We start from the raw sequence: 25,167 nt of genomic DNA, 5'->3' as shown, positions 1-25,167 counted from the left end.
GAGGTCTCAAAATCATATGCTTGAGGGATTGGCTTTGCCTAATCGTCCAGAGGCTCATCGAACGGCGGCTGATCAATTTCCCCTTCTTTGCGAATCTCGTCTGATGTGTCTAACGCGATCGCTTCAGCATCGGTCACTGCTTCACCACTTACCTTTGCCTTTCGTCGCGAAATGAGTTGGCTCATGCCTTCCGGTAACTGATTGAGTTGAAAATACTGATGAAACTTATCGGTCACTTGCACCCAGTACGAACGCCCATCCGCTTTGCGACGCCGCTTGACAAAGCCTTGAGTCACAAGCTCTTGCACATGCTGATATGCGCCTGACCCCCGCAGATCCACCAGATCCGTTTGGGTGAGTGGACCTCGCATGGCAATTACCGCCAGCGTTCTCAGCGCCCCAACTCCCACATCAGCAGGAATCAGCGCATGCACAAGATTTTGGTAAGACTCGCGCAGTTGCAGCGTATAGCCTTTCCCAGTGTCTACCACCTCTAGCGCGGTTTCTCGGTGGGCATAGTCTCCCATCAGTTCTAATAATCCTTCTTCGGCAGTCTTGCGATCGCAGCCCGCAAACTCTGAAATCTGCGCGATCGATAACGGTTGCGCTTTAAGGTAAAGAATCGCTTCAATGGTGATGGCAAGACGAGACATGATGCGGTAAGGGATAGGTCAGCAGAAACGACTTAACAAATTAGCAGGTTAACCCACAAACGTAGATTTATTTCAGGTCGTTCGTCTATTGCTACAGTAGAAATGCTACAGAAACGCCGCTTTTTACCCCACTCTCCCCCCAGTTTTATGAGCCATTCACCCTCTCCCCTCGACTCTGCGCCCCAGCCTGAGACAGCTACCGAGCGCCCGCCAAGCTATGTCAAGCTAGCCATGCGAAACATGGTGCGCAAACGAGGAAAGTCTCTGTTTCACTTTGGGCTAACGACGATCGCGCTGTTGGGCGTTTTGGTTGGGCTATCGTATCTGACACGGTAATAAGACAGCATGCATGTTGAAGTAAGTGTGCAAGAAGGTTACGTCACAGCACAAGGTGTAACTTCTCCGGTCAGTTTGGAAACTTGGGAGATTTGGTTGCGTCATTGGTTAAAATTGCTGCGCCCTGCCAAAGATGGAGTAGAGGGCGGGCAACCTCTCCACGCTCAAGAGCACTACGAGCTAAGCCTACGGCTCACCGACGACGAAAACATCCAAACCCTCAATCACCAATATCGCCAAAAAGATGAGCCGACTGATGTTTTGTCCTTTGCCATGCTGGAAGTTGAGTATCCCGAATTTGATGAGCTTGACGAAGAACCCCTCTATTTAGGAGACATTATTATTTCGATCGACACCGCCGCGCGCCAAGCCCAGCAGCAAAAACATTCCTTAGAAACAGAATTGGCGTGGCTCTCAGCCCATGGACTTTTGCACCTCTTGGGGTGGGATCATCCCGATGACGATAGTTTAGAAAGAATGTTAAATCAGCAACAGGTGCTCCTTAATGCCGTTGGTCTTACGGTTTGGCTCTAGCCCGATCGCTTGGACGGTAGGGGCGTGCGGCTACGGTTTGATCGGTGGTTTAACCGGTGGTTTAACCGGTGGTTTGACCGGTAGTTTGAAATTAATCTGCCAGAGCCTAAACTAATTTCCATTTTTACGCTAATTTTTGAGAAGCCATTCTGTTCACTCTTCCGCCCGTTATGTAGCTTGCTGTTATGTCCCAAGAAGTTCCAACCCAACCTTCAAAGCGTCCGTCGTCGAAAATTGTGCCCTTGGTGAAGCCCGATCGCGATTTGGCATGGCAGGTTGCACCCACGTTGTTTACCAGCTTTAAGTACGCTTGGATGGGCGTGAGCTACGCTTTTCTGACGCAGCGCAACTTTCGGATTCATGTACTGGTCGGCAGTGCCGCGATCGCCCTTGGCATTGTTCTCCGTTCTAGTGTGGTTGAGGTTGCGGTGATTGGTCTGACGGTGGGTTTGGTGTTGGCGATGGAGTTGCTCAACACTGCGATCGAGTCGGTGGTGGATTTAACCGTGAAACAGTCATATCACGAACTGGCGAAGATTGCCAAAGACTGCGCGGCGGCGGCGGTGTTGGTGGCAGCGATCGCGGCAGTCTTGGTAGCAGGCTGCGTTCTGTTACCGAAAGTATTTGTTGTCATCCCAACTCTCCTGAGCTAAAAATGAGCGCTAGACTAGAGTTCAGCGTTCGTGTCTAGACTTCATGATTCTTGTCATCGACAATTACGATAGTTTTACCTATAACCTGGTTCAGTATCTCGGCGAGTTGGGATCGCAGTTCGCGATCGCAGCCGACATTCAGGTATACCGCAACGACCAAATTACCCTAGAGCAGGTGCGCCAGCTTGCGCCTGCGGGCATTGTGATTTCCCCTGGTCCAGGACGCCCCGACGACGCAGGGATCTCGATGGACATCATTCGGCAATTGGGGGAGACCGTGCCTATTTTAGGCGTCTGTTTGGGGCATCAGAGCATTGGGCAGGTGTTTGGCGGCACCATTGTGGCTGCGCCCGTTTTGATGCACGGCAAAACCTCAGAGGTGCAGCATACCGATCAGGGCGTGTTTGCCGGGGTAGAAAACCCGATGACCGCGACTCGCTATCACAGCCTTGTGATTGAGCGGCAGAGTTGCCCCGATGTGCTAGAAATTACGGCTTGGGTAGACGATCAAACCATCATGGGGGTTCGGCATCGGCGCTATCCGCACATTCAGGGGGTGCAGTTTCACCCTGAAAGTGTGCTGACGGCAGCCGGGAAGCAGCTATTGCGGAACTTTTTACAGGACATTGGCGGTCGTGCTTAGGGAGGAGTCGTGAGGGATCAGTTGACGTGGAGCGCCCTTTCCCTCAACACTTAAAACTCAGGACTCGTAGATCGGATGTGTGGAGGAGAATATGAAGCGGAGACAGTTTTTACAGGTTGCAGGCGCAGGGTTGGGTAGTGCGATCGCAGCCATTGCCACCTCAGAACTCGGAGCGAACGCGCAGACCAGTTCTGTGTCGGTGCAGTATTTGGGTCACACCTGCGTGTTGCTCAGCGGCGGCGGACAACGGATTCTCGTTAACCCGTTTAAGAGTGCAGGCTGCACGGCGGGATATCGCCCGCCCAAGGTAGCCGCCGATTTGGTCTTGATCAGCAGTCAGCTTTTAGATGAAGGTGCGGTAGATGTGGTGCCCGGAAACCCACGGCTGCTGTACGAATCTGGTGCCTATAACCTAAACGGGCTGACGATTCAGGGCATCGCTACTGACCACGATCGCAATGGCGGCAAACGCTTTGGCAGAAACGTCGCGTGGAAGTGGACTCAGGGCGGTATGTCTATCTTGCATCTGGGCGGGGCGGCGGCTCCGATTAGTTTAGAGCAAAAAATCTTGATGGGCACGCCTGATGTGGTGTTTATTCCGGTCGGCGGTGGACCAAAAGCCTACACCCCGGAAGAAGCCAGACAAGCACTGCAAGTCTTAAATGCCAAGATCGTTGTACCAACTCACTACCGCACTCAGGCGGCTAAAGATCAGTGTGAGATTACCCCGCTGGATAATTTCCTGACTCTGATGAGCGGTACCCCCGTTCGGCGAGGGGGAAGTTCGCTGAGTCTGAGCCGTTCAGATGTGCCGAAAGAGGGGATGGCGATCCAGGTTATGAGCTACAAATTTTAGCGCTATCTTTTAACTAAGGCAGGGTGGGCAACGCCAAAACGCCTGGTTTGAGCACCGTGCTTACTCACCGTTTGATTTCTGTCGTCTCGATTAATGTTGTGCACTCACAGTTATGCAATCAGAATTTCAGCAACGGCGCGATCGCTTTCTTGAAAAAATCGGCAACGGCACCGCGATTTTGCGGAGTGCGCCGACAGCAGTGATGCATAACGATGTGGAGTACAACTTTCGGCAAGACAGCGATTTCTTTTACCTCACCGGGTTCAACGAGGCACATTGTGTGGCGGTGTTTGCGCCGTGGCACGAGACCCACAAGTTTGTGCTGTTTGTGCAGATCAAAGATCGTGATAAAGAAACGTGGTCAGGCTATCGCATCGGGGTGGAGGCGGCAAAGGAGATGTACGGCGCAGACGAAGCCTACCCGATCACCGAACTCGATGAAAAGCTACCGCAGTATGTTGAGAAAGCCAATCGCATTTACTATCACATGGGGCGCGATCGCAGGTTTAATGAGCGCATCATCGCCCTCTGGCAGCGCTTTATGGCAACCTATGAGAAGAAATGGACAGGTCCCATCGCCATTGAAGATCCAGGCCCGTTGCTCTCCCCGTTGCGACAGGTCAAGAGTGAGCACGAGTTAGAGTTGATGCGAACCGCCGCTGCGATCGCGGCAGAATCTCACAATCTGGCTCTCCAGCTTCGTAAACCGGGCATGTATGAATATGAAATTCAAGCCGAGATCGAGCGTCTGTTCCGGCTGCGAGGCGGCTTGGGGGTGGCGTATCCCTCTATCGTGGCATCCGGAGCCAATTCTTGCATTCTGCACTACACGGAAAACGATCGCCAAATGCGAGACGGTGAACTGCTATTAGTCGATGCTGGCTGTTGTTATGGATATTACAATTCAGACATTACACGCACCTATCCGGTGGGCAACACCTTTACTGAAGAACAGCGCATCTTGTACGAATTGGTGTTGAAGGCACAGTTAGCTGCGATCGCGCAGGTGCAACCCGGTAGCCCTTGGAACCAGTTTCATGATGCCGCCGTTCGTACGATCGTGGAAGGATTGATGGAGCTTGGGCTGTTGCAAGGAGACATCGACGCGATTATTAAAGAAGAAAAGTATAAGCCGTTTTTCATGCATGGAACCGGGCATTGGCTTGGCTTAGATGTGCATGATGTCGGAGTGCGGCAAATTGGAGAGACATGGCAGAGCTTTCAGCCCGGTCATGTGGTCACAGTTGAGCCTGGAATCTATATCCGACCAGACTTTAAGCCTGCCGAAGAGCAGCCCGAAGTGCCGGAACGGTGGCGCGGTATTGGCATTCGGATCGAGGACGATGTATTGGTTACGTCAACGGGAAATGAAATTCTAACGGCAGCGGTTCCGAAATCACTGGAAGCAATGGAGAGATAAACATAGAGAGTATTCTCTACAACCAGACTTTATCTTTGCGCCAACTCACCCATAGCATCCTTAAGCTCAAGAGATGGCGAACCGCAGGTCGTTCACGCCTTCACACTAAAAAACTGAGCGGATGAATGCTAATTAACTAAGACTAGAGAAAATTAGGTAGTGTGATTTGTACTCTAAAGGGCATATTGACTGATATAGGCATCTGCCCCAAGAGATACATTATCTTGACCGTTTTCCCTTCTTCTAATCCTAGCCTCAACCGCCAATGCCATTATTTACTAGCGCATTCTTGCCGCTCAACGGCAGCAGCACTTTAGCACACCTAGACGCGACCCATCTTTCTGATGTCTGCCAAGCCTTGGCTCGCGAGATCGAGCTAGAAAAACTATTGGCGACCTTGCTTCACAGCTTGAGCGAAACGTTTGGGGCAAATAAATGCGCGGTGTTGATGTGGCACGAAAATCGGTGGGACATTGCTGCGATCGCAGAGCGGCAACAGATGACAATTGGGTTTACATCGCTTTCGGTCGAACCATCTCAAGCAGTGCCCATGTCGCTTGTGCAGGGGGTAGCGCGGTCGTCGCAACCGATTTTGCTGAGCAGCGCGATCGCTCAAAAGGCGGTTGCGACTGATCCCTATTTTCGGCACCCCCTGCCGCAGAGCGCTCTCTGTACGCCGATTCTCAATCAAGGCGAGTTGATGGCGATCGTATACCTAGAGCAGGATCAGAGCAGTAAAGCGTTTACGGGCAATCGGGCGGCAGGGCTAAATCTATTGCTGACCCACAGCGCGATCGCGCTAAACAATGCTCTACGTTACCAAACACTGCAACATTCAGTGGCGATCGCACAGGCAGAAAATCTGGGGCTGAAAACCGCCCTTGCTGCCACCCAAGAGCAGATGAAACAAGTCGTGTTTCGTGCAGAAATTGACTGTGCACTAACCAATGGCAGCACCCTGCAAGACATTCTCAAGCACTGCACAGATGCCATGGTTCAGCACTTGGGCGCTGCCTTTGCCCGGATCTGGACGCTCAACGCCGACGAAAACGTGCTGGAGTTGCAAGTTAGTTCTGGGTTATACACCCATATTGATGGCGATCATGGGCGGGTTCCGGTGGGGATGTTTAAGATTGGCTGGATCGCCCAAGAGCGCCAACCGCATCTCACAAACTCGGTGTTAGATGATCCGCGGGTTGGCAATAAAGAGTGGGCACGGCAGATGGGGATGGTGGCGTTTGCTGGGTATCCGCTTTTGGTGGAGGGGAGATTGGTCGGCGTGATTGCGATGTTTGCCTACCAAAAGCTAACGGAGTCGGTGTTAGAAGTGCTCAAGTTGGCGGCAACTGAAGTGGCACTGGGCATCGTTCGGAAGCAGACCGAAGAGGCGCTGTATCGGTCGGAGGCTCGTCTGCGACAGCAAACCCAAGAGTTGCAGCAGGCATTGCAAGAGGTGCAGCGGGCGCAGGCGCAAATGGTGCAGAGTGAGAAGATGTCTGCGCTGGGCAGCCTTGTGGCGGGAGTCGCCCACGAGATTAATAATCCTGTAGGGTTTTTAGCGGGCAATATCAATCCAGCGTTGCAGCATGTTGAGGATTTGTTTGGCTTGGTTGATTTGTATCAGCGCAAGTATTCTGATGCTGAGATTGAGACCCAGATCGAGACGATCGAGCTTGGCTACCTGCGGCAGGACTTGCCCAAGCTCATTGGGTCGATGCGGGAAGGGGTGGAGCGGATTCGCGGCATTAGTGCTAGCTTGCGAACGTTTTCTCGCGCCGATTGCGATCGCTCCACCCTCTATAACCTGCACGACGGAATTGATGGCACGCTGCTGATTCTCAAACATCGGCTCAAAGGAACTTCTGCTTGTCCAGCGATTGAGGTGATCAAATCGTTTGGGCGGCTTCCGCTCGTTGAGTGCTTTGCAGGACAGATGAATCAGGTGTTTATGAATCTTTTGGCAAATGCCATCGATGCGTTAGAGGAGGCTAATGTAGGACGCAGCCTCGACCCTATTGTGAGTCACCCCAATCAGATTACCATTCGCAGCGCGATCGCAGACGATGGGCAGCAGATTGTGATTGGCATTCGGGACAATGGATTAGGCATGTCTGACGCAGTGAAGGGCAAGGTGTTTGAGCATTTGTTTACGACGAAAGCCGTCGGAAAAGGAACCGGGCTAGGATTAGCGATCGCGCGCTCAATTGTGGTAGAAAAACATGCCGGAACGCTAGATGTCTGTTCTGAACTGGGGCAAGGCACGGAGTTTGTGATCACTCTGCCGATTCGAGCAGCAACGGGTGAAGACAAAGCAGATTAAGGCTATCGTTGGCAGCCAAGCTACCCCGTTTTTGGCGTGGGGAGGCGCTTTAGAATGATCAGCGAAGAACCAACCACCGGGCTACGAGCAATCAGCGCTCCATTGGCATCGGTGAGTTCGAGGGTTGTAAAATCAAAGTCTTGCGATCGCGCCAACAGTTCATCTCCCAACTGATTTTGCTGGGCAGGCGAAAGCTGATACCACCGATCGCTTACCCCCACCCGCAACCGGCTCCGGCGAAAGTTGGGTTGCACCCTTTGCACCAATGCCGAGGCGTAGCGATCGCTAATCTCCATCATCTGTCCGTCGATCGAGGCGATCAAGCTCTGTTCGGGCGTTAGCTCAACCGGCGGTTTGGGCTGGGGTGCTGGCTCTAGGGCAACGGCGGCAGGTTCAGGCACAAGGTTGGGCATTGGCTCAGGCGGCGGCTCAGAGGGTTCTGTAGTGCTTTGATCGGGCGCTACACCCATCGATTCAGGCGCATCAGCATCAGGGGAAAGTGCAGGCGAGGCAGCCCGATCTTGAATTGCCCCATCAGGCTCAGAGGCAACCAAAACTTCTGTTGAGTCAAGAGCAGAGCGATCGGTAGGAAAAGATGCCGTAGGCTCCGGTGAGGCAATGGGCGGCGGTGGAACCAATAGCTCTGGTGGAACACCTGGAAGAGAGGGAGCAACCTGTGCCGGCTGGGGCAGCGCGGTTTTCTCAGAGTTTTGCACCGTCCGCATTGTCTCTTCTTCCGGTGGTTTTGCCGGAAACAGCATAGACGTACACAGCACCCCGATCAGGACAACCCCCGCCAAAATTCCCGCCAACGCTCGGTTGTTGAGTTTACGCTTTGGTAGGCGGGGCGATCGCGGTGCCTTCGTCGGAGTTGCTGATTGTTCGTTGGGTTGGGTTTCGAGGGTTTCAACCAGCGTTTCTAACCCTTGAATCACCCGGCGCAACGCATGGATGCCCACTGTTCTCACAAACGATGGAGTTTGCTCAGATGCAAGAGGCTGTGGCACACTAGAGCGAGATTTTCGAGGCAAATTTCGAGACGATCTAGAACGATTGGCGTCGTTTTGTGACATACCTGTGTTGCCTCTAAAACATGATCGAAACACCTAAACCCTGTAGAGTGCTTCCAGAAATGTTTCTAGATTACAGGGCTTCTAGAGCTTCAATCTATCACTTGTCGTTGTGTCTAAATCTTACAAAGTATGCGCTTAAACCGTCGTCAGTTACTAGTATTAGGGGGCATGGGTGGGCTGGGTCTCGCCTTTGTGGGGAGAGGCTTAAGTCGCCCGGTCACCAGCCCGATCGAGTTTACGAAACTGCCATCTCTGCCGCCTCAGCCCGCTAGTCAAGATTTGGTCTTGCGGTTTGTTGCGATCGCAGATAGCGGGTCTGGGGCAAAAGATCAGCTTGCGGTCGGTAAGGCGATGGCAAACCATCATCAGAGCCATCCCTATTCGCTGGTGGTGATGGCAGGCGACAATATTTATGACCAAGGCGAGATCGAGAGAGTTGGCGTGACGTTTGAGCAGCCCTACGCCGAGTTACTCAAGCGAGGCGTGCGGTTTCAAGCGGCGTTGGGCAATCACGACATTCGCACCGCAAACGGAGATTTGCAAGTTGAATATCCCGCCTTCAACATGAAAGGGCGCTACTATACCTACCGAGAAAAATCGGTGCAGTTTTTTGTGCTCGATACCAACGAGTGGCAGCCTCAGCTTGCCTGGTTGGAAGCGGAACTCAAGCGCAGCGATGCATCTACAAAAATTGTTTATGGGCACCATCCCATCTATTCATCGGGTCTGTATGGCACCAACCCTGAGATGGTGAAAGCGTTTACGCCCTTGTTCAAAAAATATCAGGTGCAGCTTTACCTCAATGGGCATGAACACAACTACGAGCGCACCCAGCCAATTGATGGAACCACCTATCTGATCACCGGGCATGGCGGCGCAACGCTACGATCGGTGAAGCGATCAGACTGGACAGCCTATTCAACTTCACGGTTTGGCTTCTCTGTAGTAGAGATCTATCCCGATCGCATGGAGATTCAAGGCATTGGTGCCAATGGGTTGGTCTACGATCGCGGCAGTGTTCCGCTTAAAGCCGCTCAGACCGCTTAAATACCCTTAAATACCAAGGGTTGGGAAACAGGGTTGGAAACCGCCGTGCTGCAACCCATGAGGCAATTTCGAGCAGCTTACACCCGTTCGTAAGAGGTGACTAATACTTCTGTAATTTTTCCGCGCTTGTCAGCATTGCAGTTAATGTTTCTGCTAGCGTAAATTGTGTGGATGTGGAAGTCTTTGTAGAGATCTCGCACAAACGGGCAGTCAGAGTTAGACAGCATAACCTTGACGCCGCGATCGCATAGCTCAATCACCACATCCCGCAACCGAATCTGATCTGCTTCTAAGAATGAATAGCGACTATACGATGTGAACTTACTCGTCGCCGTTAAGGGATGGTAGGGCGGATCGAAATAGACAAAATCTTGATCGGTGGTGGCGTGTTCCAAAACGTGCTCAAACGTAGCCGCTTTGATCTGGGCAGACTTCAGCACCTCGGCATCAGAGCGCAAAATATCTGGATCGCAAATCGCCGGATTTTTGTAGCTCCCAAGGGGCACGTTAAACCCGCCTTTCGAGTTTTCGCGATACAACCCGTTAAAGCAGGTTTTGTTGAGGTAAATAAACCGCGCCGCTCGGTCTAGATGGCGGCGTTGCAGCAGACTCTCCGCCAAATCGTCCGGCGTATCGTCGGCAGGCGTTGGCTGCGATCGCACGGCATAATAATGCTCAGCACAGTGATCGTGGCGATGGTCTTCGAGCCGCGCAATCAATTCCTCAACCTCATCTCTCACACAACGATACACATTAATCAACTCCCGATTAATGTCAGTCAACACCGCTTGCTGAGGCTGGAGATGAAAGAACACCGCCCCACCGCCCACAAACGGCTCATAATAGCGCTGATACTCGGTTGGAAAGTAAGGAAGATACTGTCTGATCAGTTGATTTTTGCCGCCTGCCCACTTGAGAAATGGACGCGGAGCTACCTGCGGTTGCATTGCGCTTTGCGCCGATCGTGTTGAAATAACCATACTCAATATCTAACCCCATTGACCTTAAAACAAATACATTTGATCTGCTTTGTTAAAGGGTGCGCCCCCTATCGATCAGGTTTGATAATCGATCCGGTCGGTCTCCGGGCACCCTGTTTCTCGATATGATGGAAAAAGTTTAAGAAACACAACTCATGCAAGACCTTTGGAATACTGTTTCTAAATACCCCAGACTCGTGGCAGGGCTGATGGTCGGGGTGATTCTATTTGCCCTCGCACCCCTGGCACCGTTGCTCAAAAATCCGGTTACTGCTGTGGCTGTGATCGGGTTTTTTGTGGCAGGGTTTGCCTTCTTCACCTTTACGCTGCGAGCCATGTTAGGCATTTAGCGCGCACAGCAGACCCAGATTTGACCCCAGATTTGACTCCACATTTGCACAGTGCGAAGAGCGCTAAGATAAAAAACGTTTGGAATGAAAGGCGGCGGGTATGGCAACAGATCGAAGAGTAGCTCGTGTTTCTGAATCGATCAGACGCGAGGTGAGCCAAATGTTGATGAATGGCATCAAAGACGATCGCGTTGGCACAGGCATGGTTAGCATCACCGACGTTGCTGTGTCGGGCGATTTGCAGCACGCGAAAATCTTTGTCAGCATTTATGGAGACGACGACGCAAAAGCCGAAACCATGGAAGGGTTGACCTCGGCAACAAGCTATGTGAGACGAGAATTGGGCAAGCGCCTTCAGCTTCGGCGTACCCCGGAGGTGATCTTTGCTGAAGATCGCTCGATCGAACGGGGCGACAAAGTGCTGAATTTAATCAGTCGTCTCAGTCAAGAACGCAAAGAAGACCCTGAGGAACCGGATACTGACGAAGAGTAATGAGTGAATGGGTAGATGGGTAGATGGGTGGATGGGTAGATGGGTGGATGAGTAACATCTCCTTTCACCCCTCCACCCTTTCACCCCTCTACTCTAAAGTTGCTAATCTACTAGTTTTGCAAAGTGCCGCGCGATCGCATTACTATTTGATGGGATTCAGCCAGATTCGTCCCCCATCTTGTCCTTATGTCTCACCTGCTTCCCAACCCAGACGCTTTGAGCCTCGCTCAGCAAATCGCTCAAATGGTGGTTGTTCGGGCATCGGGGCATTTGTTCGACCATGAGATTCGGTACCCGGTTTGGGAACCGCCATCCGCTGTGCTTCAGCATTGGGTGAAAGATCTGGGCGTGGGCGGCGTCATCTTGTTAGGAGGAAGCGCCGCAGAAGTTGCCCTGCGATCGCAGCAGTTTCAAGCATGGGCAACGGTTCCGTTACTGATTTGTGCCGATGTCGAAGAAGGCGTTGGGCAAAGATTTTCAGGCGCGACTTGGTTTCCACCACCGATGGCGATCGCGGCGATCGCACAGCAGGATCTAGACAGCGCCTGTCGCCTTGCAGAGCACATGGGGCGCACCACCGCTCAAGAAGGCTTAGCCATTGGCTTAAATTGGATTCTTGCGCCCACGGTGGATGTGAATAACAACCCCAACAATCCGGTGATCAATGTGCGATCGTTTGGGGAAACGCCAGCGATCGTGAGCGCCCTCACCACCGCTTTTATTCGAGGGGCGCACTCCCAAGGCGCGCTAACCGTTGCCAAGCACTTTCCTGGGCACGGAGACACCGCCGTTGATTCTCATTTAGAACTGCCCATCATTCCCCACGATCGCAGCCGCCTCGATCAGATCGAGTTGCCCCCGTTCAACGCGGCGATCGCGGCGGGGGTTGATTCGATCATGAGTGCTCATCTGCATATCCCCGCCTTAGATGACGCTCCGGCAACGCTTTCCTATCGCATTTTGACGCAGTTGCTCCGAGAAGAATTGGGATTTGACGGTCTCATTACCACCGATGCTCTGGTCATGGGCGCGATCGCTAACCAGTATGGCACCGCAGAAGCCTGCATCCTTGCCGTAGAAGCAGGAGCCGATATTTTGCTCATGCCCCTAGAGCCAGAAAATGCCATTGCCGCGATTGGCAACGCCGTCGAGTCTGGGCGCATTTCTCGCGATCGCATTCGCGCTTCGGTAGCACGAATCTGGAAGGCAAAATCGCAGGTGTGTGCCCCTCGGTTAGGCACGACTCATGGGCAGAAAACTGGCTCTCTGACGGGTTTGGAAACGCACACTTTGACCGAACAGATCGGGCAGGCAGACGCCGCGATCGCCAATCGAGAAATTCTCCAACGCTCTATGCAGGTTTACCGCCCTACCCCCTCTCGACTCTCGACCCCAACCCAGGGAAGCAATCTAATCGTGGTCGATACGCTGCTAGAGTGCGACTTTCTAGGACGGACTGCCCCCGCGATCGCACTGCCTCAAACCTACGGGTTTACTCACGTTCAACTCGTCGATCAGCACACCCCCGATCTTTCTTCTAAACTAGCCAGCCATCAGCCCACACTCTTGCAACTGTTTATCCGCGGCAATCCCTTTCGAGGCAGTGCCGGGCTGAGCGAAACAGCACAAGCCTGGTTTGAGTTTTTGCAGCGCTCTGATCAACTCTGCGCGATCGCTATCTATGGCAGCCCCTATGTGCTAGACCAGTTCATCCCAAAACTGCCGCCCGATGTGCCCTATGTGTTTACCTACGGGCAAATGCAAAGCGCACAAGCGATCGCCCTACAAGCCTTGTTTGGCACTGCTCACCAACCCTAACCAAACAAAAGGACGCCCGAAAGCGCCCTAGTGAACATGCGTAGACACATAAAACTAAAACTCTCGCAACGAATTAGTACTCCAAAAATAGGGTGTTAAATACGGCGCTATCGGGAGCGGCTTCTTTGGTTGCAGGCGTTTTAAACTGTTGGGCACTTCTATCAAGCTCAGCCACTTGGCTGCTCAGAAACGAGAGACGTTTTTGAATCCGATGGCGGCGAAGGTCAATCGCGTCGAGTTCATGTTCGAGCCGCTTTTTCTCGATCGTCAATTTATACAAATTCAGGTACGCAGCCGCCTCAGTTTTAGGGCGGGGCATCGTACTCCTCAGTTTGGGTTGAGACTCGAGGGAACAGTAATTAGGGCGCATGATGGAATACCTGTAGGTTGAGAACTAGGGTAGAACCTACGTAAATACCAGTAGGAAAGTGTCGTCCACTCTAAGAGGTACTTCAGTACATTCTTCTCGTAGAGTTCCCTCTTTTTTTTCTCTCGTAACTATGAACTTTATCAGCATTTAATCATCGCTTCATCAAACGCTGAACTATGAAGCACGTCTGATGGTGCAGGTTTGTGGCTGCGATCGCGAATGCCGCCAGACCGAATGCCGCCAGACTGCGCTTAGCGCCTTTAGGCAACCTACTGATCAGCCAAATTCGCCGAGATGGCTGCCCCATCTAGCCCTTGCCCACTCTCTACAGCAGAGGCTCCAAACACAACAGCACCCGCCTCTGATGGGTCTTGCTCAAAAATGAACCTGAGGCAAGGCGGGGCAATAAACGTCGTCAAAATCACCATGATGATAATGGCAGCTTCTAACGGATCAGACAGCACACCGCTTGCCGTGCCAATTCCAGCAAAGACTAAGCCCACTTCGCCGCGAGGAATCATCCCCACCCCGATCGCCAAGCGATTAATCCCAGGTTGACCAAACACTGCCCACCCCGTCACGACCTTGCCCAAAATCGCAACGATGACTAGAAACCCTGCAATAATCAGCCCTTCGCGGTTTTCAGGCATCATGGGATTGAGTACCCCAAGCTCTGCTTTGGCACCAACGGTCACGAAAAAGATAGGCACCAATACATCCGAAATTGGCATCACCTGCTGATCTAGCTCTTTCCGTTTATCGGTTTCATCTAACACCAATCCCGCCGCAAATGCGCCCAAAATTGCCTCTAGACGGAGAGAACAGGCAAGGAACGACATCAACAGCGCGAATACAAATGCTGGAATCACTAGCTTTCCACGAGTTTTCAACCGGCTGGCAATCCCGATGAAGGCAGTGTTAAAAAATCTTCCTAGTAGAATCGATCCCAGTAAAAACACGGTAGCACTGACGATCAGGTAACCAACCTTGAGAACGTCAACCTCGCCCGTTTTCGCGAGACCTGCAACCACTGCTAGCACAATGATGCCAAGAACATCATCAATCACCGCCGCGCCGACAATAATTTGCCCTTCCCGCGATTTGAGTTTTCCTAACTCTGAAAGCACTTTAGACGTAATGCCAATGCTAGTCGCGGTCAGCGCTGCCCCTGCAAAAATGGCAGGAATAGCAGCAATGTGGAAAAATGCCATCAGCCCAATTGTGCCCGCCGCAAAGGGAGCCGCCACCCCCACCACAGCCACTGCGATCGCTTGAACACCCACTTTTTGCAACTCTCGCAAGTCAGACTCCAAGCCAATCTCAAACAAAAGCACAATGACTCCCAATTCTGCCAACACTGAAATGACTTCGCTCTGAGACGCGAAAATATCGGGCATCACTTCAGGGCTAAGGTTGCCGATCCCCTGCAACGCCGTCATGATCATTGAGTCAGAGGCAACGGCTCCACTCTCTGGCAAAATCAGCAAATGCAGTACCGACGCCCCCACTACAACGCCCCCAACCAGTTCGCCTAGCACAGGCGGCAGATCCAAAAGTTTAGATAACTCGCCCCCTAGTTTACTCGCCACATAGATGACAACCAAGCTGAGCAAAACGCCTGCCAAAACGATCGGGGCGTGCTCGGCGGAGGCAGAGCTAGCCAGCAACGGGACAGGCATGCTCAGGGATAGGGAGGCTATGGAAGGAAGGTCTTCAATCAGATTCAGAATAGGTTGTATTGGCATTGTGATGTGTATTGCTACATCTGTGTTCTAGAGGATTAAAAAACTTTGATCTGTGTTCGGCATTACAAATCTAATTAAGCGTTGCCAGAGTGCTGAGCGTTTATCCTCTGACCGCCTCACAAATCTTGAATTAAACCGCCAGAACTGCCTTCACCCTGCTCTGCGATCGCAGGCGCAGATGCAAGAGTTAGAGTCGCTTTTGCACTCTGAACAAACAATCAACCCTTCAACCCTTTTGCGTAACTGGCAAGCTAGTAGCCCCCCATTTTGGGCACAGTCTCCGAGCGCCTCTTGCAGTTCTCTCAATGATTTATCTCATCTGTTATTTATCTCATCTGTGTAGCGTTGCAGATGTTGAAGCTCGTGAGACGCGTCATCTATCAGGCATCCTGTCTGCTTGAGGTCTTGCCAATCTAGTCAGCCCGTTTCAGAAATGCAGACTTAAGACGTGCAAAACCGATGGATACAAACATAATGTGTAGCCAATGAAACCCCTATTTTAACCCTCAAGCCGTCTACTTCTGCGACAGCGCACTCCACAAACCCGACTCTCCATAAAGCGCAGGGTTATTAGCAGGTGAGTTGGCGATCGTGTTGCTAAACACAACCGGAATAGAGCCAACAACAAATGCAGCCACAGCAATAAAGGCTACTTTTAAACCATTTTCTAGAACGTTAGGACGAGGAGTAGAAACCGGATTGTTTTGTAGCTTCATCGGATAAACCTCTAAAACGTCGTTAATTTCGCTTCTTCAGTTTATCAGTTTTGTAGTTTTGGATACAGAAATATTTCTCAATATCCGTTTACAAGACTTGCGCTTGGCATCAGCTTCAGAGCACTTTTAGAAGAAACTGTGATTGTCTGTATAGGATTGATTGCCAAGCTTATCTTAGTCGAGCCTTTAGAAAAGCTGACCATTGAGCACCTGAAACCGAAGAGTCGAGGTGGTTCTAACTTGCTAGAAAACCTACGACTTGCCTGTCTTCCATGCCACCACTCTCGTGGAAATAGCCTCTATCCACCTCGTTTATTTGGGTTATCAAAGAAAAATGCATAAACTTCTGATGTTTAAAGATGAGAAACTTCTACGTCAATCTCTAACCCATCGTTCTTACGTCAATGAAAATCCTGGAGAAACCGGAGATAACGAGCGGCTAGAATTTCTTGGTGACGCGATCCTCAATTTCATCAGTGGCGAGTATCTCTATCAGCTTCATCCGGAATTGGGAGAGGATGAAATGACACGGCGACGATCAGCACTTGTAGACGAAAAGCAATTGGCTGAATTTGCCACCGAGGTTGGTCTCGATTTCAGAATGCGATTAGGGCAAGGTGCAATCCGCGATGGAGGTTATCAAAATCCGAATCTTCTTAGCAGCACTTTCGAGGCAGTCATTGGGGCTTACTATTTAGACCACAATCGAAATATTGAAGCACTGCGTCCTTTAGTAGAACAACTGTTTAACTCTGTGCCTCAAGGAGTTATGACAGTTCGCTCAAATATAGACTCGAAAAACAAGTTTCAGGAATTCGCACAGTCGAATGGTGCAACAACGCCTCCGAAGTATGTCACAGAAAAATTGGGTGGGGCAGATCATGCTCCAGAGTTTGCTTCTAGGGTTTATGTGGGTGATCAACTTTATGGTGAAGGTAACGGTCGTAGCAAGAAGGATGCAGAAAAACAGGCGGCTGAAGATGCGATATCTAAGTTGAAGAAACGAGGCTTGCTGTGATGCGGGCGCGGGCTAACGGCGCGGTTGAGCGGACTGCCAATCAATGAGGTTGTGGATGCAGAGGTGACTTGCAACCGTTTCAACCGTACGTTAGAACGGTCATTCTGAATGATTACTGAGCCTTGAAATAAATATTGCGATGTTCCAAAGTTTTCTAATCGTATTTTCTGCGAAGTTGCGCCCTAAATCGCGCCTCTCAAGATGCAGCTATTACATTCAGTCAATACTATTCATGCATCGCCTTCATAGGTTTGTAATGAGTTACACAAAGCAGCAGGGTTGAGGCAGGTACGCTTCCCATAAAGCAACGGTCTGCTTTTAGAACTTGGTTGCCTAGCGTGTTTAGAAATCAGCATTTGCGCGTCGTTAATCTCGCAATCTTGAGGGCAAAGGTGCTTTCATCTAAACCCCTCAGTGGGTACTTCAAGTTGCGTTCAAAGTTTTTAGTCACTGTTGTGTGAGGATGTGCGATCGCTGAGCACGCCATCTAGCGATCGCACATCCTCATGACTCAAAGCGCGTTGTAAACCTTAGTTTTGGAGCTAATGTCATGGCTGGATTATGGTCGTTTAGCGGCAGACATCGAATTTTACACTTGACCTGGTTTGCCTTCTTTCTTACGTTTGTCGTTTGGTTTAACTTTGCACCGTTGGCAACCTTGGCAAAAGCTGAACTGGGGCTAACTGATCCCCAAATGCGAACCATCGCCATTTGTAACGTTGCGCTGACGGTTCCAGCCCGCATCATCATTGGCATGGTTTTAGATCGCTTTGGTGCTCGCATTACTTATTCTTGCCTACTGGTTTACGCGGCAATCCCCTGTATTACGTTTGCCCTCGCTCAAAACTTTGGGCAGATGGTGATCAGTCGCCTCGCTCTGAGTGTGGTGGGGTGTGGCTTTGTCATCGGCATTCGGATGGTGGCAGAGTGGTTTGATGAACAAGAAATTGGGTTAGCCGAAGGGATCTACGGCGGTTGGGGAAACTTTGGATCTGCTGGGGCAGCCTTTACGCTGCCAACGATTGCGGCAGCTACTGCCTTTCTAGCCGCCGGACAGGTGAACTGGCGCTTTGCGATCGCACTAACTGGCATCATCTCTGCAATTTACGGCGTCATCTATTACTTCAACGTTACAGATACACCGCCTGGAAAGGTGTATCAGCGTCCTGCAAGCAGTGCAGGAATGGAAGTTACAAGCAAACGCGATTTTTGGTTTCTCTTGGGCATGAACATTCCCTTAGTGGGCGTATTGGGCTTAATTGCGTGGCGCTTGACCAGGGTGCAATTTCTCAGCAACACTGCTTTCGGAATCACCTGTGGGCTGCTCGTGGGTCTCTATATTTTTCAGGCTTACAACATCTGGAAGGCAAACAAGCCCTTGCTGACGGATAAGCACCATTACCCGGCTGAAGACCGGTATAAGTTCTCTCAAGTTGCCAATTTAGAATTAGCCTATGTCGCTTGTTTTGGCTCAGAGTTAGCCGTCGTGTCGATGTTGCCAACCTACTTCCAGCGTGGTTTTGGGTTGCCAGCAGCAATGGCAGGCGCGATCGCAGGCATGTATGCGTTTATGAACATTGTTGCGCGCCCAGGTGGCGGTTGGATCTCTGATAAAGTGGGAAGCCGCAAATGGACGCTGGCAATCACCATTGGCTGTACTGGAGTGGGGTATCTGCTGTTCAGCATGTTTGGGCAAGGGGTGGCGCTCGTCGCGGTTGTGCTCATGACGATGCTAGCGTCTTTTTTTGTGATGGCAGCAGAAGGGGCAACCTATGCGATCGTACCGCTGATCAAACCTCGGATTACAGGTCAGATTGCAGGCAACGTTGGTGCCTATGGCAATGTTGGCGCGGTTGTGTATCTTACGATTTACAGTCTCTTGCCTGAAGGGGTAGGGGGTGACAAAATCTTCTTTCAAATGCTGGGGGTTGTGGCAGTGATGGTGGGATTTTTAATCGCGTTGACGATGAAGGAAGTGAAAGGGGTGCACGGAAAAGCAGCGACGCCACCGATTCCTGCCTATCCTCAAGAGAGCGATCGCTACTAGCTAAAAGCAGCGTAAAACCTACTACCGAGACACGGGTTGAGAACCGATGAGGCTTGTGCAGATGCCAAACCATTATTAAAGGGAAGAGTCAGAGGGATAGTCTGGGGCATAATCTGGCGGATACTCTGACGGTTGAAGTTTGGTTTGGGGTTCAGATTGAAGTTGAGTTGAATAGCGAGGTTGGGATGGCGGCAAGGCGTTGAGTTGTTGTCTAGCCTCTACCAACTGGCGATGGAGTTCCTCAATTTCGCTATCTCGTTCGTGAAGACGATGCTTGAGATGGGAGGATCGTCTCAGGCGTTTGATAAACGGTGGCAGTGAAATGAGCAATCCGACCAGGACGCCAAAGGTAAAAGTCAGCAGCAAGATCAGCGCTAGTGAGTCTTGCGATTGCCAGCCTAAAAACTGCACTGCGATCGGGGCAGAATTTTGCAGGGCAAAGACAACCGCCACGATCGCAATCAACAATGCTAGAAGGGTCAGAATTTGCATGGTCTGTTTCGCTAGTCGGAATACTTGGATAAACGAGAGCCTGACCTCTTTGTCTTAACTATATTAAAAATCTTTCTCATATTAAGCACGGATATTGAATTGTTCATTTAAGCCATCAAGGGCAGAGAAACAGAGTTTGGCATCTAGGGGCGCGGAGTTTCTAATACTTCAACAGGGATGGACTGGGGGGGCAAAGCCGTTTGAGATGTGATCGCGCCAGAATTGTAGCTAACCCAAACGAGCGACCCACCAAGAAGCGCGATCGCGCTGACCAACGTACCTGTGAGCCATCTTAGTTTAGTGCGAAGCTGACAAATTTCTCGTTGATAATAATTGATTTTAGTAGTTAATTCGGGTGACTCTTGCAGAAGCGACGTTTCACTAGGGTAAGGCGTGGGGCTAATCGTAGTTACATTTTGTGCGGTAGTTTTCGCTTCAAAGGCAACTTGAGAATGTAACCAAGTTGTAATCAACTCAGGGCAATTGTTGTGAAACCATCGCAGTGCAAAAACTCTGAACACAGGCTTAGATAGTTTGGCAACTGGTTTAGCAATTCTTCTAATAGAGCGACATCGAATTTTTTGCTGAATCAAGTTTTTAGAACCTACATCGTATAGGTGATCTAAGATCAGCCGAACGGTTGTGTCTTCATGCTTGAATAAATGCTCTAGCAATAATTGAATGTGGTGCATTCGCTCTGCTTCTAGAGGCGAGACATGCATCAGGTGTGGAGAAGTGCGAGAATCTTTCTCTGACATTTTTTTGCTAAATTGCAGATTAAATCATTAGCACTATCGATCGTAAGCCGGATCACGTCCTAAATGCGATCATCCGATCGAGAGGTTTTACTACTTCTTTAGGGTCATCTTGATAGGGTAGATAAAATGGAGTAGCTAACACAAAATAACCCACAATTTGCCATGCAAATCTTATACTTCTTTGCTTAAAAAGTACGAATTAAAAATGCGCCCGTTGCTGAATTTGATACTAAATTTAACGATGAACCGCCCTTCTCCCCAACCCTTCTGCCCTAAGCGAAGGAAGTTAAATCGCTTGTTTTCCTCGGCTTTAGGAAAGGGCTTGAGCGAGGGCGAACTCAAGATTCATGCTCAAATTTAGCACTGCCAAAATGTGCAATATTTGTAGTCTTTAGATTTGTAGTCTTTAGATTTGTAGTCTTTAGATTGAGCTTTTTGCTTTCTTCGTAAAGCAGATTTAGGCATTATTCAGACTTGCTCGGTCGGTGAACCAACTTTAGCAGTACATGAATTGTGGCTAAGTAAAACACAGATGCCATTAACATGGTTGGCACAAGATCAAAGTCAGTCATAGGAGGGAATAGGTTGTGAAGATGAGCGCTAAGAGATGAAATGCAAAAGCCAGACTCCTACAGCAACGGAAGAGCCGCTAACACCAACCTGAACCCAAACTGAGCTTAGGAAACTGCGCCTTATAAGGCGACACGATAACGCTGCACTAAAGAGAATCCAGCGTAGCTAAAACCGCACTAAATACGTAGCCAAATCAACCTCTAAAGCAATGCAACCCTTGCCACAAGGCTTACATCAGTCGAAAGCAAATCCTAACTGTATTTAGCGACTCGATCTAACAACGCTTAAATGGTAAAACGGCAGCGATCGCAGAAATGAACGATGCCGTTTACACAAACTACATTACAATCTCTTATTTATACTATACGCCTTAAACCGAGGAAGGCAAAGTGTTTCGGGCGCTATTTTTGCAAAGCCGCAAAAACTTTACAATCGAAAACAAGCTGTTACCTTTGTTAATAAGTCAGATGTTTTCACGCTCTAGCAGTGCTCATAAGAGGCTTACACTGGGTCAGTAACATAGGAATTTTTTCTGGTAGGGAGCAATTTAGGGGTCTCAATCCTCTCATCTCGTGTTTCCTATCAATCGAACCTTAAGCCTCTGCTTCAAAATCAGCTTCTAAGAATGGAGAAAGTTCTCGGTTGAGCCGACCTGATTCTACCAACTCAGCATAGGTTTCCGCTTCGATGGCTCGGAGTTCTAGTTTGAGTTGCTCTGTTGCAAAATTGATCAAGTTAGGATACTCATCTTGAAGCTTGTCAATCTCAGCTTGCAGGTGGCTAAGTTCTCCTTTAACCAATGTTTCTTGATAGCGGTAAAACTCCGGCTCAATGCCCGGTCGCCGATCTACCTGAGACAGATGAGTTAAAACACGACTTAGGGCGGTCTGACGGGCAATTAATTCTAAATACTGCTGACGCTGGGGCTGAGTTCCAAGCAAATTTAAATGCTTTAGCAAAGACTGTGTAGTCAGCCCTTGAACAAGCAGCGTAAACAAGACAACGCCAAACACCGTGGCAGTAATATCCTGGCGCTGAGGTAAAAGAATCGGGACGCTTAGCGCTAGAGCGATCGACACCGAACCCCGTAAACCGCCCCACCACAGCACAGTTTGCGCGGGCAACGAAATGTCAGATTGCACCATCCGATTGCTCAAAAATCCTAAGCCGTAAACCGCGATCGCACGGGTTAACAACATGGCTAAAATAGTGACTGTAATAATAGGTAAGTTATCGCCCAACGTAGCAAACCGAATTTGATCGCCGATGAGTAAAAATACGATCGAGTTAACAAAAAAGGATACAAACTCCCAAAACTCACTCACAATAATGCGAGTCCGAGGATTCATGCCAATTCGAGAGCCAAAATTTCCGAGAATCAACCCAACAATAACAACCCCAATGACACCCGATCCGCCAAGTTCTTCAACAATGAGATACGTACCGTAGGCAGATACCAAAGTTAATGACTGCTCGACCAGAGGCAAATCAAAGCGTTGAGTGAGATAAGAAATGCCAAACCCAATCAGGCTGCCGATCGTTAATCCAATGCCAACAACTTGCACAAGTTCTAGCATAATGGATTGAAGATCAAAGGCTTCATTACCCACACTCAAAGCGACTAAAAAGCTAAAAGCAACGACTGCCATCCCATCATTAAACAGGCTTTCTCCTTCCATCAGCGTTGTCAGCCGTCGATCAACCCCAAGTTCGCGAAACAGAGCCGTCACAGAAACCGGATCAGTGGCAGATAGACTTGCGCCAATCAACAGGGCAGTTGCAAGGGGAAGCCCCAACAGTTGATTTAGCCCAAAGGCAATACCTGCGATCGAGATAAGCACCCCCAGCACCGCCGCAAGAGAAACCGGGACAAGATCTCGCTTTAGCTCTGACCATTTGAGATTCCAGGCAGCCTCGAACAGCAAGGGAGGCAGAAAGATCGACAGAATCAGTTGAGGAGACAGTTCAACCAAGCGAACATCGACCACCGCCAAAACCAGACCCGCCAAAACTAGCAAGAGGGTGTAAGGAATTCGACGGAACCAGCTAAAGATTTCCGGTAAAGTTGCAACGCCAAGAGAAACGCAAAGAACAAGAAGAAACTGCTGCAAATTTTGTTCAATCACTGCTTTACCTATTCAATCACCTACAAGCTTTTCAACTATCTCAGACAAAACGAACTCAGATAGAACGGACAATCTAGAGAGCCGAAAGAACACCCTATAGAATAGCGCCTTGAATGAGAGTCAGAACAGTTTGTCTCGAATGAGAGCCAAAACCGTCTGTAAGCTGGACTCCGTAGCCGCTTGAAAAGAAGATTGCAGAGCAGGCTGAGTAAGCAACTTGTAGAAATTTCTATCGCCGTAACTTGGAATAGCGAAACCTAGATTACTGCTTTTGCTAGATGAACTTAGTTTGGCTGGCTATTACAGTTTGGGTTACAAAGCAGCTTTAGTTTTGCTAGGCTCTAGCACGGTGCATAGTATGCCTGCAAGGGTGTAGCAACCTATGCAATGCTTTGCAAACCAAGATTTTTAGGAAACAGCTATGCAAACAACTATCAGAGAAGAAAGCGATTCATTAACGGCAAAACTCGACCGAGTTGGATCGATTCTACGATGGGTAGGGTGGTCAGGTGTTTGGGTGCAACTGGGGTTAGCCGTTGTGGCAGGCGTCATGCTGAGTTTTGCGATCGCAGGGCGGAATTTCAATCAAGCTGTGATGACAACCCCAGGCGGAGTGGCAGGTGCAGTTCCAGGAGCGGCGTACAACTTTACAGATGCGACAACCCCAGGAATTGGAGTTGGGATTTTTTGGGCAGTGTGCGGCATTTTGGCACTTTTATTTAGTGCATACCTAGCATTTAAACAAACTCGTTTTTCGCGGCGACTCAGAAACCAAAACTCTGCCGTTCATCCGGGCAAAAGCGAAGTCATGAAAGTGCTGCGCTTAGGCATAATTGTCGGATTTGTTGGAATGCTGTTCACCATTTTAGGCGGTAGCACAACGCTAGGCGTTTTACTTTCAAAAACAATTGCTCAAGCTCAAGGCGTCACTATTTATGACCCCACTCGCATCATTCGATCGCTAGATGTATTTGTTGCAATGGCAAATATGGTTGGAATTGCTGCCCACTTCACGGGGGTGATTGCGTCGATTGGAACTTTTAACTGGTTACACCATCAATAGACAACAGCACAAACACTCAGAAGGAAATGGCAAAGTCACATCAGCGAGATCGGCTTTGCCAGATTCTACAACTCAGCGTTTGGGCTAAAGAAAGGATACCGTTTGTTAAAAAATATCTAATAAAAAGCCATCAACGTAATGACAACTTTACCCCCACAACAACCAGACATTTGGAGTCCTGAACAACGCCAACGACGAAGCCTATCGCATGGGTTTGGGCTTGTTGGTGCCGTGTTCATTTTCATAGGCATCCCTAAGACAGATGCCTTTCGGTGGGTTTTTGTGGGTTTAGGAGCAGCCTCACTAGCCACTGCTCGCGCTGTCTTGGTCAATGAGCCCTCTAAACAAGCAAGACTATCAGATTCTTATTCTTCTGAGCCACCGCGATCGCGCTCATAAATTAACTTGTTTCTATAAACCAAATCACTACAGCACTTTACCTGTTGAAGGTTTTTATTGAAAGATAATTGCACTGATTGCCTAATAGTATAGAACTCAGCGATTAAATAGCTAACGACAATTTCTGCGCTTGATCAAACAGGCTTATTGTTTATGAATCAACTACAAGCATTAGGAGTAAAAACAGTCAAAATGCTAGCTCTGAAAACCCTGTTTGCGTCGGCTCGAAATGGCGGCAAGAAAGCGGTTGAAAAGCTTGCACAATCAACAAAAGACAAAGCCTTTGACCTCACTGAAGAGGCAATTTTGGCGGCGGTTGATCAAGCTCTTAATGTAGTGGAAATAGCAGGTCAACGAGTGAGAGAGCGAGAAATTCCGACTCAAAACGTACAGCTTGAAGTGAGTGTTAACATTGCAGGCTTGGCAGAACTGAAGATGAAAGTGAGTGTGCCTGAAACAGCCGATTTGGAAAAAAAGATTATCGTGGACGCTAATTATTCAGAAGCATTAAAAACAGCACCAGAACACCACGAAGAAGACCTCCAGTAATGCTCTGCAAAGTTTTTAGCCAGAGTAATATTTTGAGTGGTTAAATAGCGATCGCATCACCTTTTAATCGCAGTTCAGTTGTAGTTTAGTAGCCTAAAAAGCTATCTATAGGTAGACGATAAATGATAGGCTGTA

At 49.7% G+C, this 25,167-nt stretch carries 25 protein-coding genes; 16 read left to right on the top strand and 9 right to left on the bottom strand.

Annotated features, from left to right (window positions below):
• Nucleotides 1-38: 38 nt before the first annotated feature.
• The gene (scpB, locus tag GS601_RS12860; RefSeq protein ID WP_162423687.1) at nucleotides 39-653 is read right to left on the bottom strand and encodes an SMC-Scp complex subunit ScpB; all 615 of its coding nucleotides are present in this window, start codon (nucleotides 651-653) and stop codon (nucleotides 39-41) included.
• A 147-nt stretch (nucleotides 654-800) separates the two neighbouring features.
• Here scpB and GS601_RS12855 point away from each other — a divergent pair, with 147 nt between their 5' ends.
• From GS601_RS12855 to GS601_RS12825, 7 genes are all read left to right on the top strand, one after another.
• A complete protein-coding gene (locus GS601_RS12855; protein WP_162423686.1) occupies nucleotides 801-989 on the top strand; it encodes a DUF3285 domain-containing protein in 189 nt (62 codons plus the stop codon).
• Between the two features lie 9 nt (nucleotides 990-998).
• The gene (ybeY, locus tag GS601_RS12850) at nucleotides 999-1,523 is read left to right on the top strand and encodes an rRNA maturation RNase YbeY (protein WP_162423685.1); all 525 of its coding nucleotides are present in this window, start codon (nucleotides 999-1,001) and stop codon (nucleotides 1,521-1,523) included.
• 185 nt (nucleotides 1,524-1,708) lie between these two features.
• Complete coding sequence (locus GS601_RS12845; RefSeq protein ID WP_162423684.1) at nucleotides 1,709-2,176, top strand: diacylglycerol kinase family protein; 468 nt, start codon at nucleotides 1,709-1,711, stop codon at nucleotides 2,174-2,176.
• Between the two features lie 43 nt (nucleotides 2,177-2,219).
• A complete protein-coding gene (locus GS601_RS12840) occupies nucleotides 2,220-2,819 on the top strand; it encodes an anthranilate synthase component II (RefSeq protein WP_162423683.1) in 600 nt (199 codons plus the stop codon).
• Between the two features lie 91 nt (nucleotides 2,820-2,910).
• Nucleotides 2,911-3,675, top strand: a complete 765-nt coding sequence (locus tag GS601_RS12835; protein WP_162423682.1) for an MBL fold metallo-hydrolase — start codon at nucleotides 2,911-2,913, stop codon at nucleotides 3,673-3,675.
• Between the two features lie 112 nt (nucleotides 3,676-3,787).
• Nucleotides 3,788-5,095, top strand: coding sequence for an aminopeptidase P N-terminal domain-containing protein (locus GS601_RS12830; RefSeq protein WP_162423681.1), 1,308 nt, complete (start codon nucleotides 3,788-3,790; stop codon nucleotides 5,093-5,095).
• A 265-nt stretch (nucleotides 5,096-5,360) separates the two neighbouring features.
• Entirely contained in the window at nucleotides 5,361-7,415 is a 2,055-nt protein-coding gene (locus tag GS601_RS12825) for a GAF domain-containing sensor histidine kinase (RefSeq protein ID WP_162423680.1), read from the top strand.
• A gap of 20 nt (nucleotides 7,416-7,435) precedes the next feature.
• On the opposite strand, the gene GS601_RS12820 is transcribed toward GS601_RS12825, so the two are convergent.
• Entirely contained in the window at nucleotides 7,436-8,488 is a 1,053-nt protein-coding gene (locus GS601_RS12820) for a hypothetical protein (protein WP_162423679.1), read from the bottom strand.
• A gap of 129 nt (nucleotides 8,489-8,617) precedes the next feature.
• On the opposite strand from GS601_RS12820, the gene GS601_RS12815 reads away from it, so the two are divergent.
• The gene (locus GS601_RS12815; RefSeq protein ID WP_162423678.1) at nucleotides 8,618-9,535 is read left to right on the top strand and encodes a metallophosphoesterase; all 918 of its coding nucleotides are present in this window, start codon (nucleotides 8,618-8,620) and stop codon (nucleotides 9,533-9,535) included.
• A gap of 77 nt (nucleotides 9,536-9,612) precedes the next feature.
• Here the strand turns inward: GS601_RS12815 and GS601_RS12810 are convergent, their stop codons facing one another.
• On the bottom strand, nucleotides 9,613-10,515 hold the full coding sequence (locus GS601_RS12810; protein WP_162423677.1) for a DNA adenine methylase: 903 nt from the start codon (nucleotides 10,513-10,515) through the stop codon (nucleotides 9,613-9,615).
• Between the two features lie 155 nt (nucleotides 10,516-10,670).
• Between GS601_RS12810 and GS601_RS12805 the strand changes: the two genes are divergently transcribed.
• The 3 genes from GS601_RS12805 (at nucleotide 10,671) to GS601_RS12795 (ending at nucleotide 13,176) form a co-directional block, all read left to right on the top strand.
• Nucleotides 10,671-10,865 (top strand): DUF751 family protein, encoded by a 195-nt coding sequence (locus tag GS601_RS12805; RefSeq protein WP_162423676.1) that lies wholly within the window; start codon nucleotides 10,671-10,673, stop codon nucleotides 10,863-10,865.
• A gap of 100 nt (nucleotides 10,866-10,965) precedes the next feature.
• A complete protein-coding gene (gene rbfA / locus GS601_RS12800; protein ID WP_162423675.1) occupies nucleotides 10,966-11,358 on the top strand; it encodes a 30S ribosome-binding factor RbfA in 393 nt (130 codons plus the stop codon).
• A 186-nt stretch (nucleotides 11,359-11,544) separates the two neighbouring features.
• On the top strand, nucleotides 11,545-13,176 hold the full coding sequence (locus GS601_RS12795; RefSeq protein WP_162423674.1) for a glycoside hydrolase family 3 protein: 1,632 nt from the start codon (nucleotides 11,545-11,547) through the stop codon (nucleotides 13,174-13,176).
• 73 nt (nucleotides 13,177-13,249) lie between these two features.
• Here the strand turns inward: GS601_RS12795 and GS601_RS12790 are convergent, their stop codons facing one another.
• The 3 genes from GS601_RS12790 to GS601_RS12780 form a co-directional block, all read right to left on the bottom strand.
• A complete protein-coding gene (locus tag GS601_RS12790) occupies nucleotides 13,250-13,495 on the bottom strand; it encodes a hypothetical protein (RefSeq protein ID WP_162423673.1) in 246 nt (81 codons plus the stop codon).
• Nucleotides 13,496-13,815: 320 nt separating this feature from the next.
• Entirely contained in the window at nucleotides 13,816-15,225 is a 1,410-nt protein-coding gene (locus GS601_RS12785) for a cation:proton antiporter (protein WP_238393245.1), read from the bottom strand.
• A gap of 581 nt (nucleotides 15,226-15,806) precedes the next feature.
• Entirely contained in the window at nucleotides 15,807-16,007 is a 201-nt protein-coding gene (locus GS601_RS12780) for a hypothetical protein (protein ID WP_162423671.1), read from the bottom strand.
• Between the two features lie 138 nt (nucleotides 16,008-16,145).
• Between GS601_RS12780 and GS601_RS23940 the strand changes: the two genes are divergently transcribed.
• The 3 genes from GS601_RS23940 (at nucleotide 16,146) to GS601_RS12765 (ending at nucleotide 19,072) form a co-directional block, all read left to right on the top strand.
• Nucleotides 16,146-16,349: an HNH endonuclease gene (locus GS601_RS23940; RefSeq protein WP_420800307.1), complete on the top strand. Its 204-nt coding sequence runs from the start codon at nucleotides 16,146-16,148 to the stop codon at nucleotides 16,347-16,349.
• Complete coding sequence (gene rnc / locus GS601_RS12770; protein WP_162423670.1) at nucleotides 16,342-17,025, top strand: ribonuclease III; 684 nt, start codon at nucleotides 16,342-16,344, stop codon at nucleotides 17,023-17,025. Before GS601_RS23940 ends, rnc begins: the two co-directional genes overlap by 8 nt.
• A gap of 550 nt (nucleotides 17,026-17,575) precedes the next feature.
• On the top strand, nucleotides 17,576-19,072 hold the full coding sequence (locus GS601_RS12765; RefSeq protein WP_162423669.1) for a NarK family nitrate/nitrite MFS transporter: 1,497 nt from the start codon (nucleotides 17,576-17,578) through the stop codon (nucleotides 19,070-19,072).
• 75 nt (nucleotides 19,073-19,147) lie between these two features.
• Here GS601_RS12765 and GS601_RS12760 read toward each other — a convergent pair whose 3' ends face one another.
• The 3 genes from GS601_RS12760 to GS601_RS12750 all read right to left on the bottom strand — a co-directional run bounded on the left by GS601_RS12760 (nucleotide 19,148) and on the right by GS601_RS12750 (nucleotide 23,021).
• Nucleotides 19,148-19,564 (bottom strand): LapA family protein, encoded by a 417-nt coding sequence (locus GS601_RS12760; RefSeq protein WP_162423668.1) that lies wholly within the window; start codon nucleotides 19,562-19,564, stop codon nucleotides 19,148-19,150.
• A gap of 143 nt (nucleotides 19,565-19,707) precedes the next feature.
• Nucleotides 19,708-20,322 (bottom strand): hypothetical protein, encoded by a 615-nt coding sequence (locus GS601_RS12755; protein WP_162423667.1) that lies wholly within the window; start codon nucleotides 20,320-20,322, stop codon nucleotides 19,708-19,710.
• Nucleotides 20,323-21,488: 1,166 nt separating this feature from the next.
• Nucleotides 21,489-23,021 (bottom strand): Na+/H+ antiporter, encoded by a 1,533-nt coding sequence (locus GS601_RS12750; RefSeq protein WP_338017028.1) that lies wholly within the window; start codon nucleotides 23,019-23,021, stop codon nucleotides 21,489-21,491.
• Between the two features lie 421 nt (nucleotides 23,022-23,442).
• Between GS601_RS12750 and GS601_RS12745 the strand changes: the two genes are divergently transcribed.
• Nucleotides 23,443-24,084, top strand: a complete 642-nt coding sequence (locus tag GS601_RS12745; RefSeq protein WP_162423666.1) for a DUF3611 family protein — start codon at nucleotides 23,443-23,445, stop codon at nucleotides 24,082-24,084.
• Between the two features lie 552 nt (nucleotides 24,085-24,636).
• Nucleotides 24,637-25,032, top strand: a complete 396-nt coding sequence (locus GS601_RS12740; protein WP_202925062.1) for a hypothetical protein — start codon at nucleotides 24,637-24,639, stop codon at nucleotides 25,030-25,032.
• Nucleotides 25,033-25,167: the final 135 nt, after the last annotated feature.

The sequence above is a fragment of the Myxacorys almedinensis A genome (assembly GCF_010091945.1).
Lineage (GTDB): Bacteria > Cyanobacteriota > Cyanobacteriia > Leptolyngbyales > Leptolyngbyaceae > Myxacorys > Myxacorys almedinensis.
The sequence above is the reverse complement of the archived record's forward strand: the minus strand, read 5'-3'. Positions and strand labels throughout refer to the sequence as shown.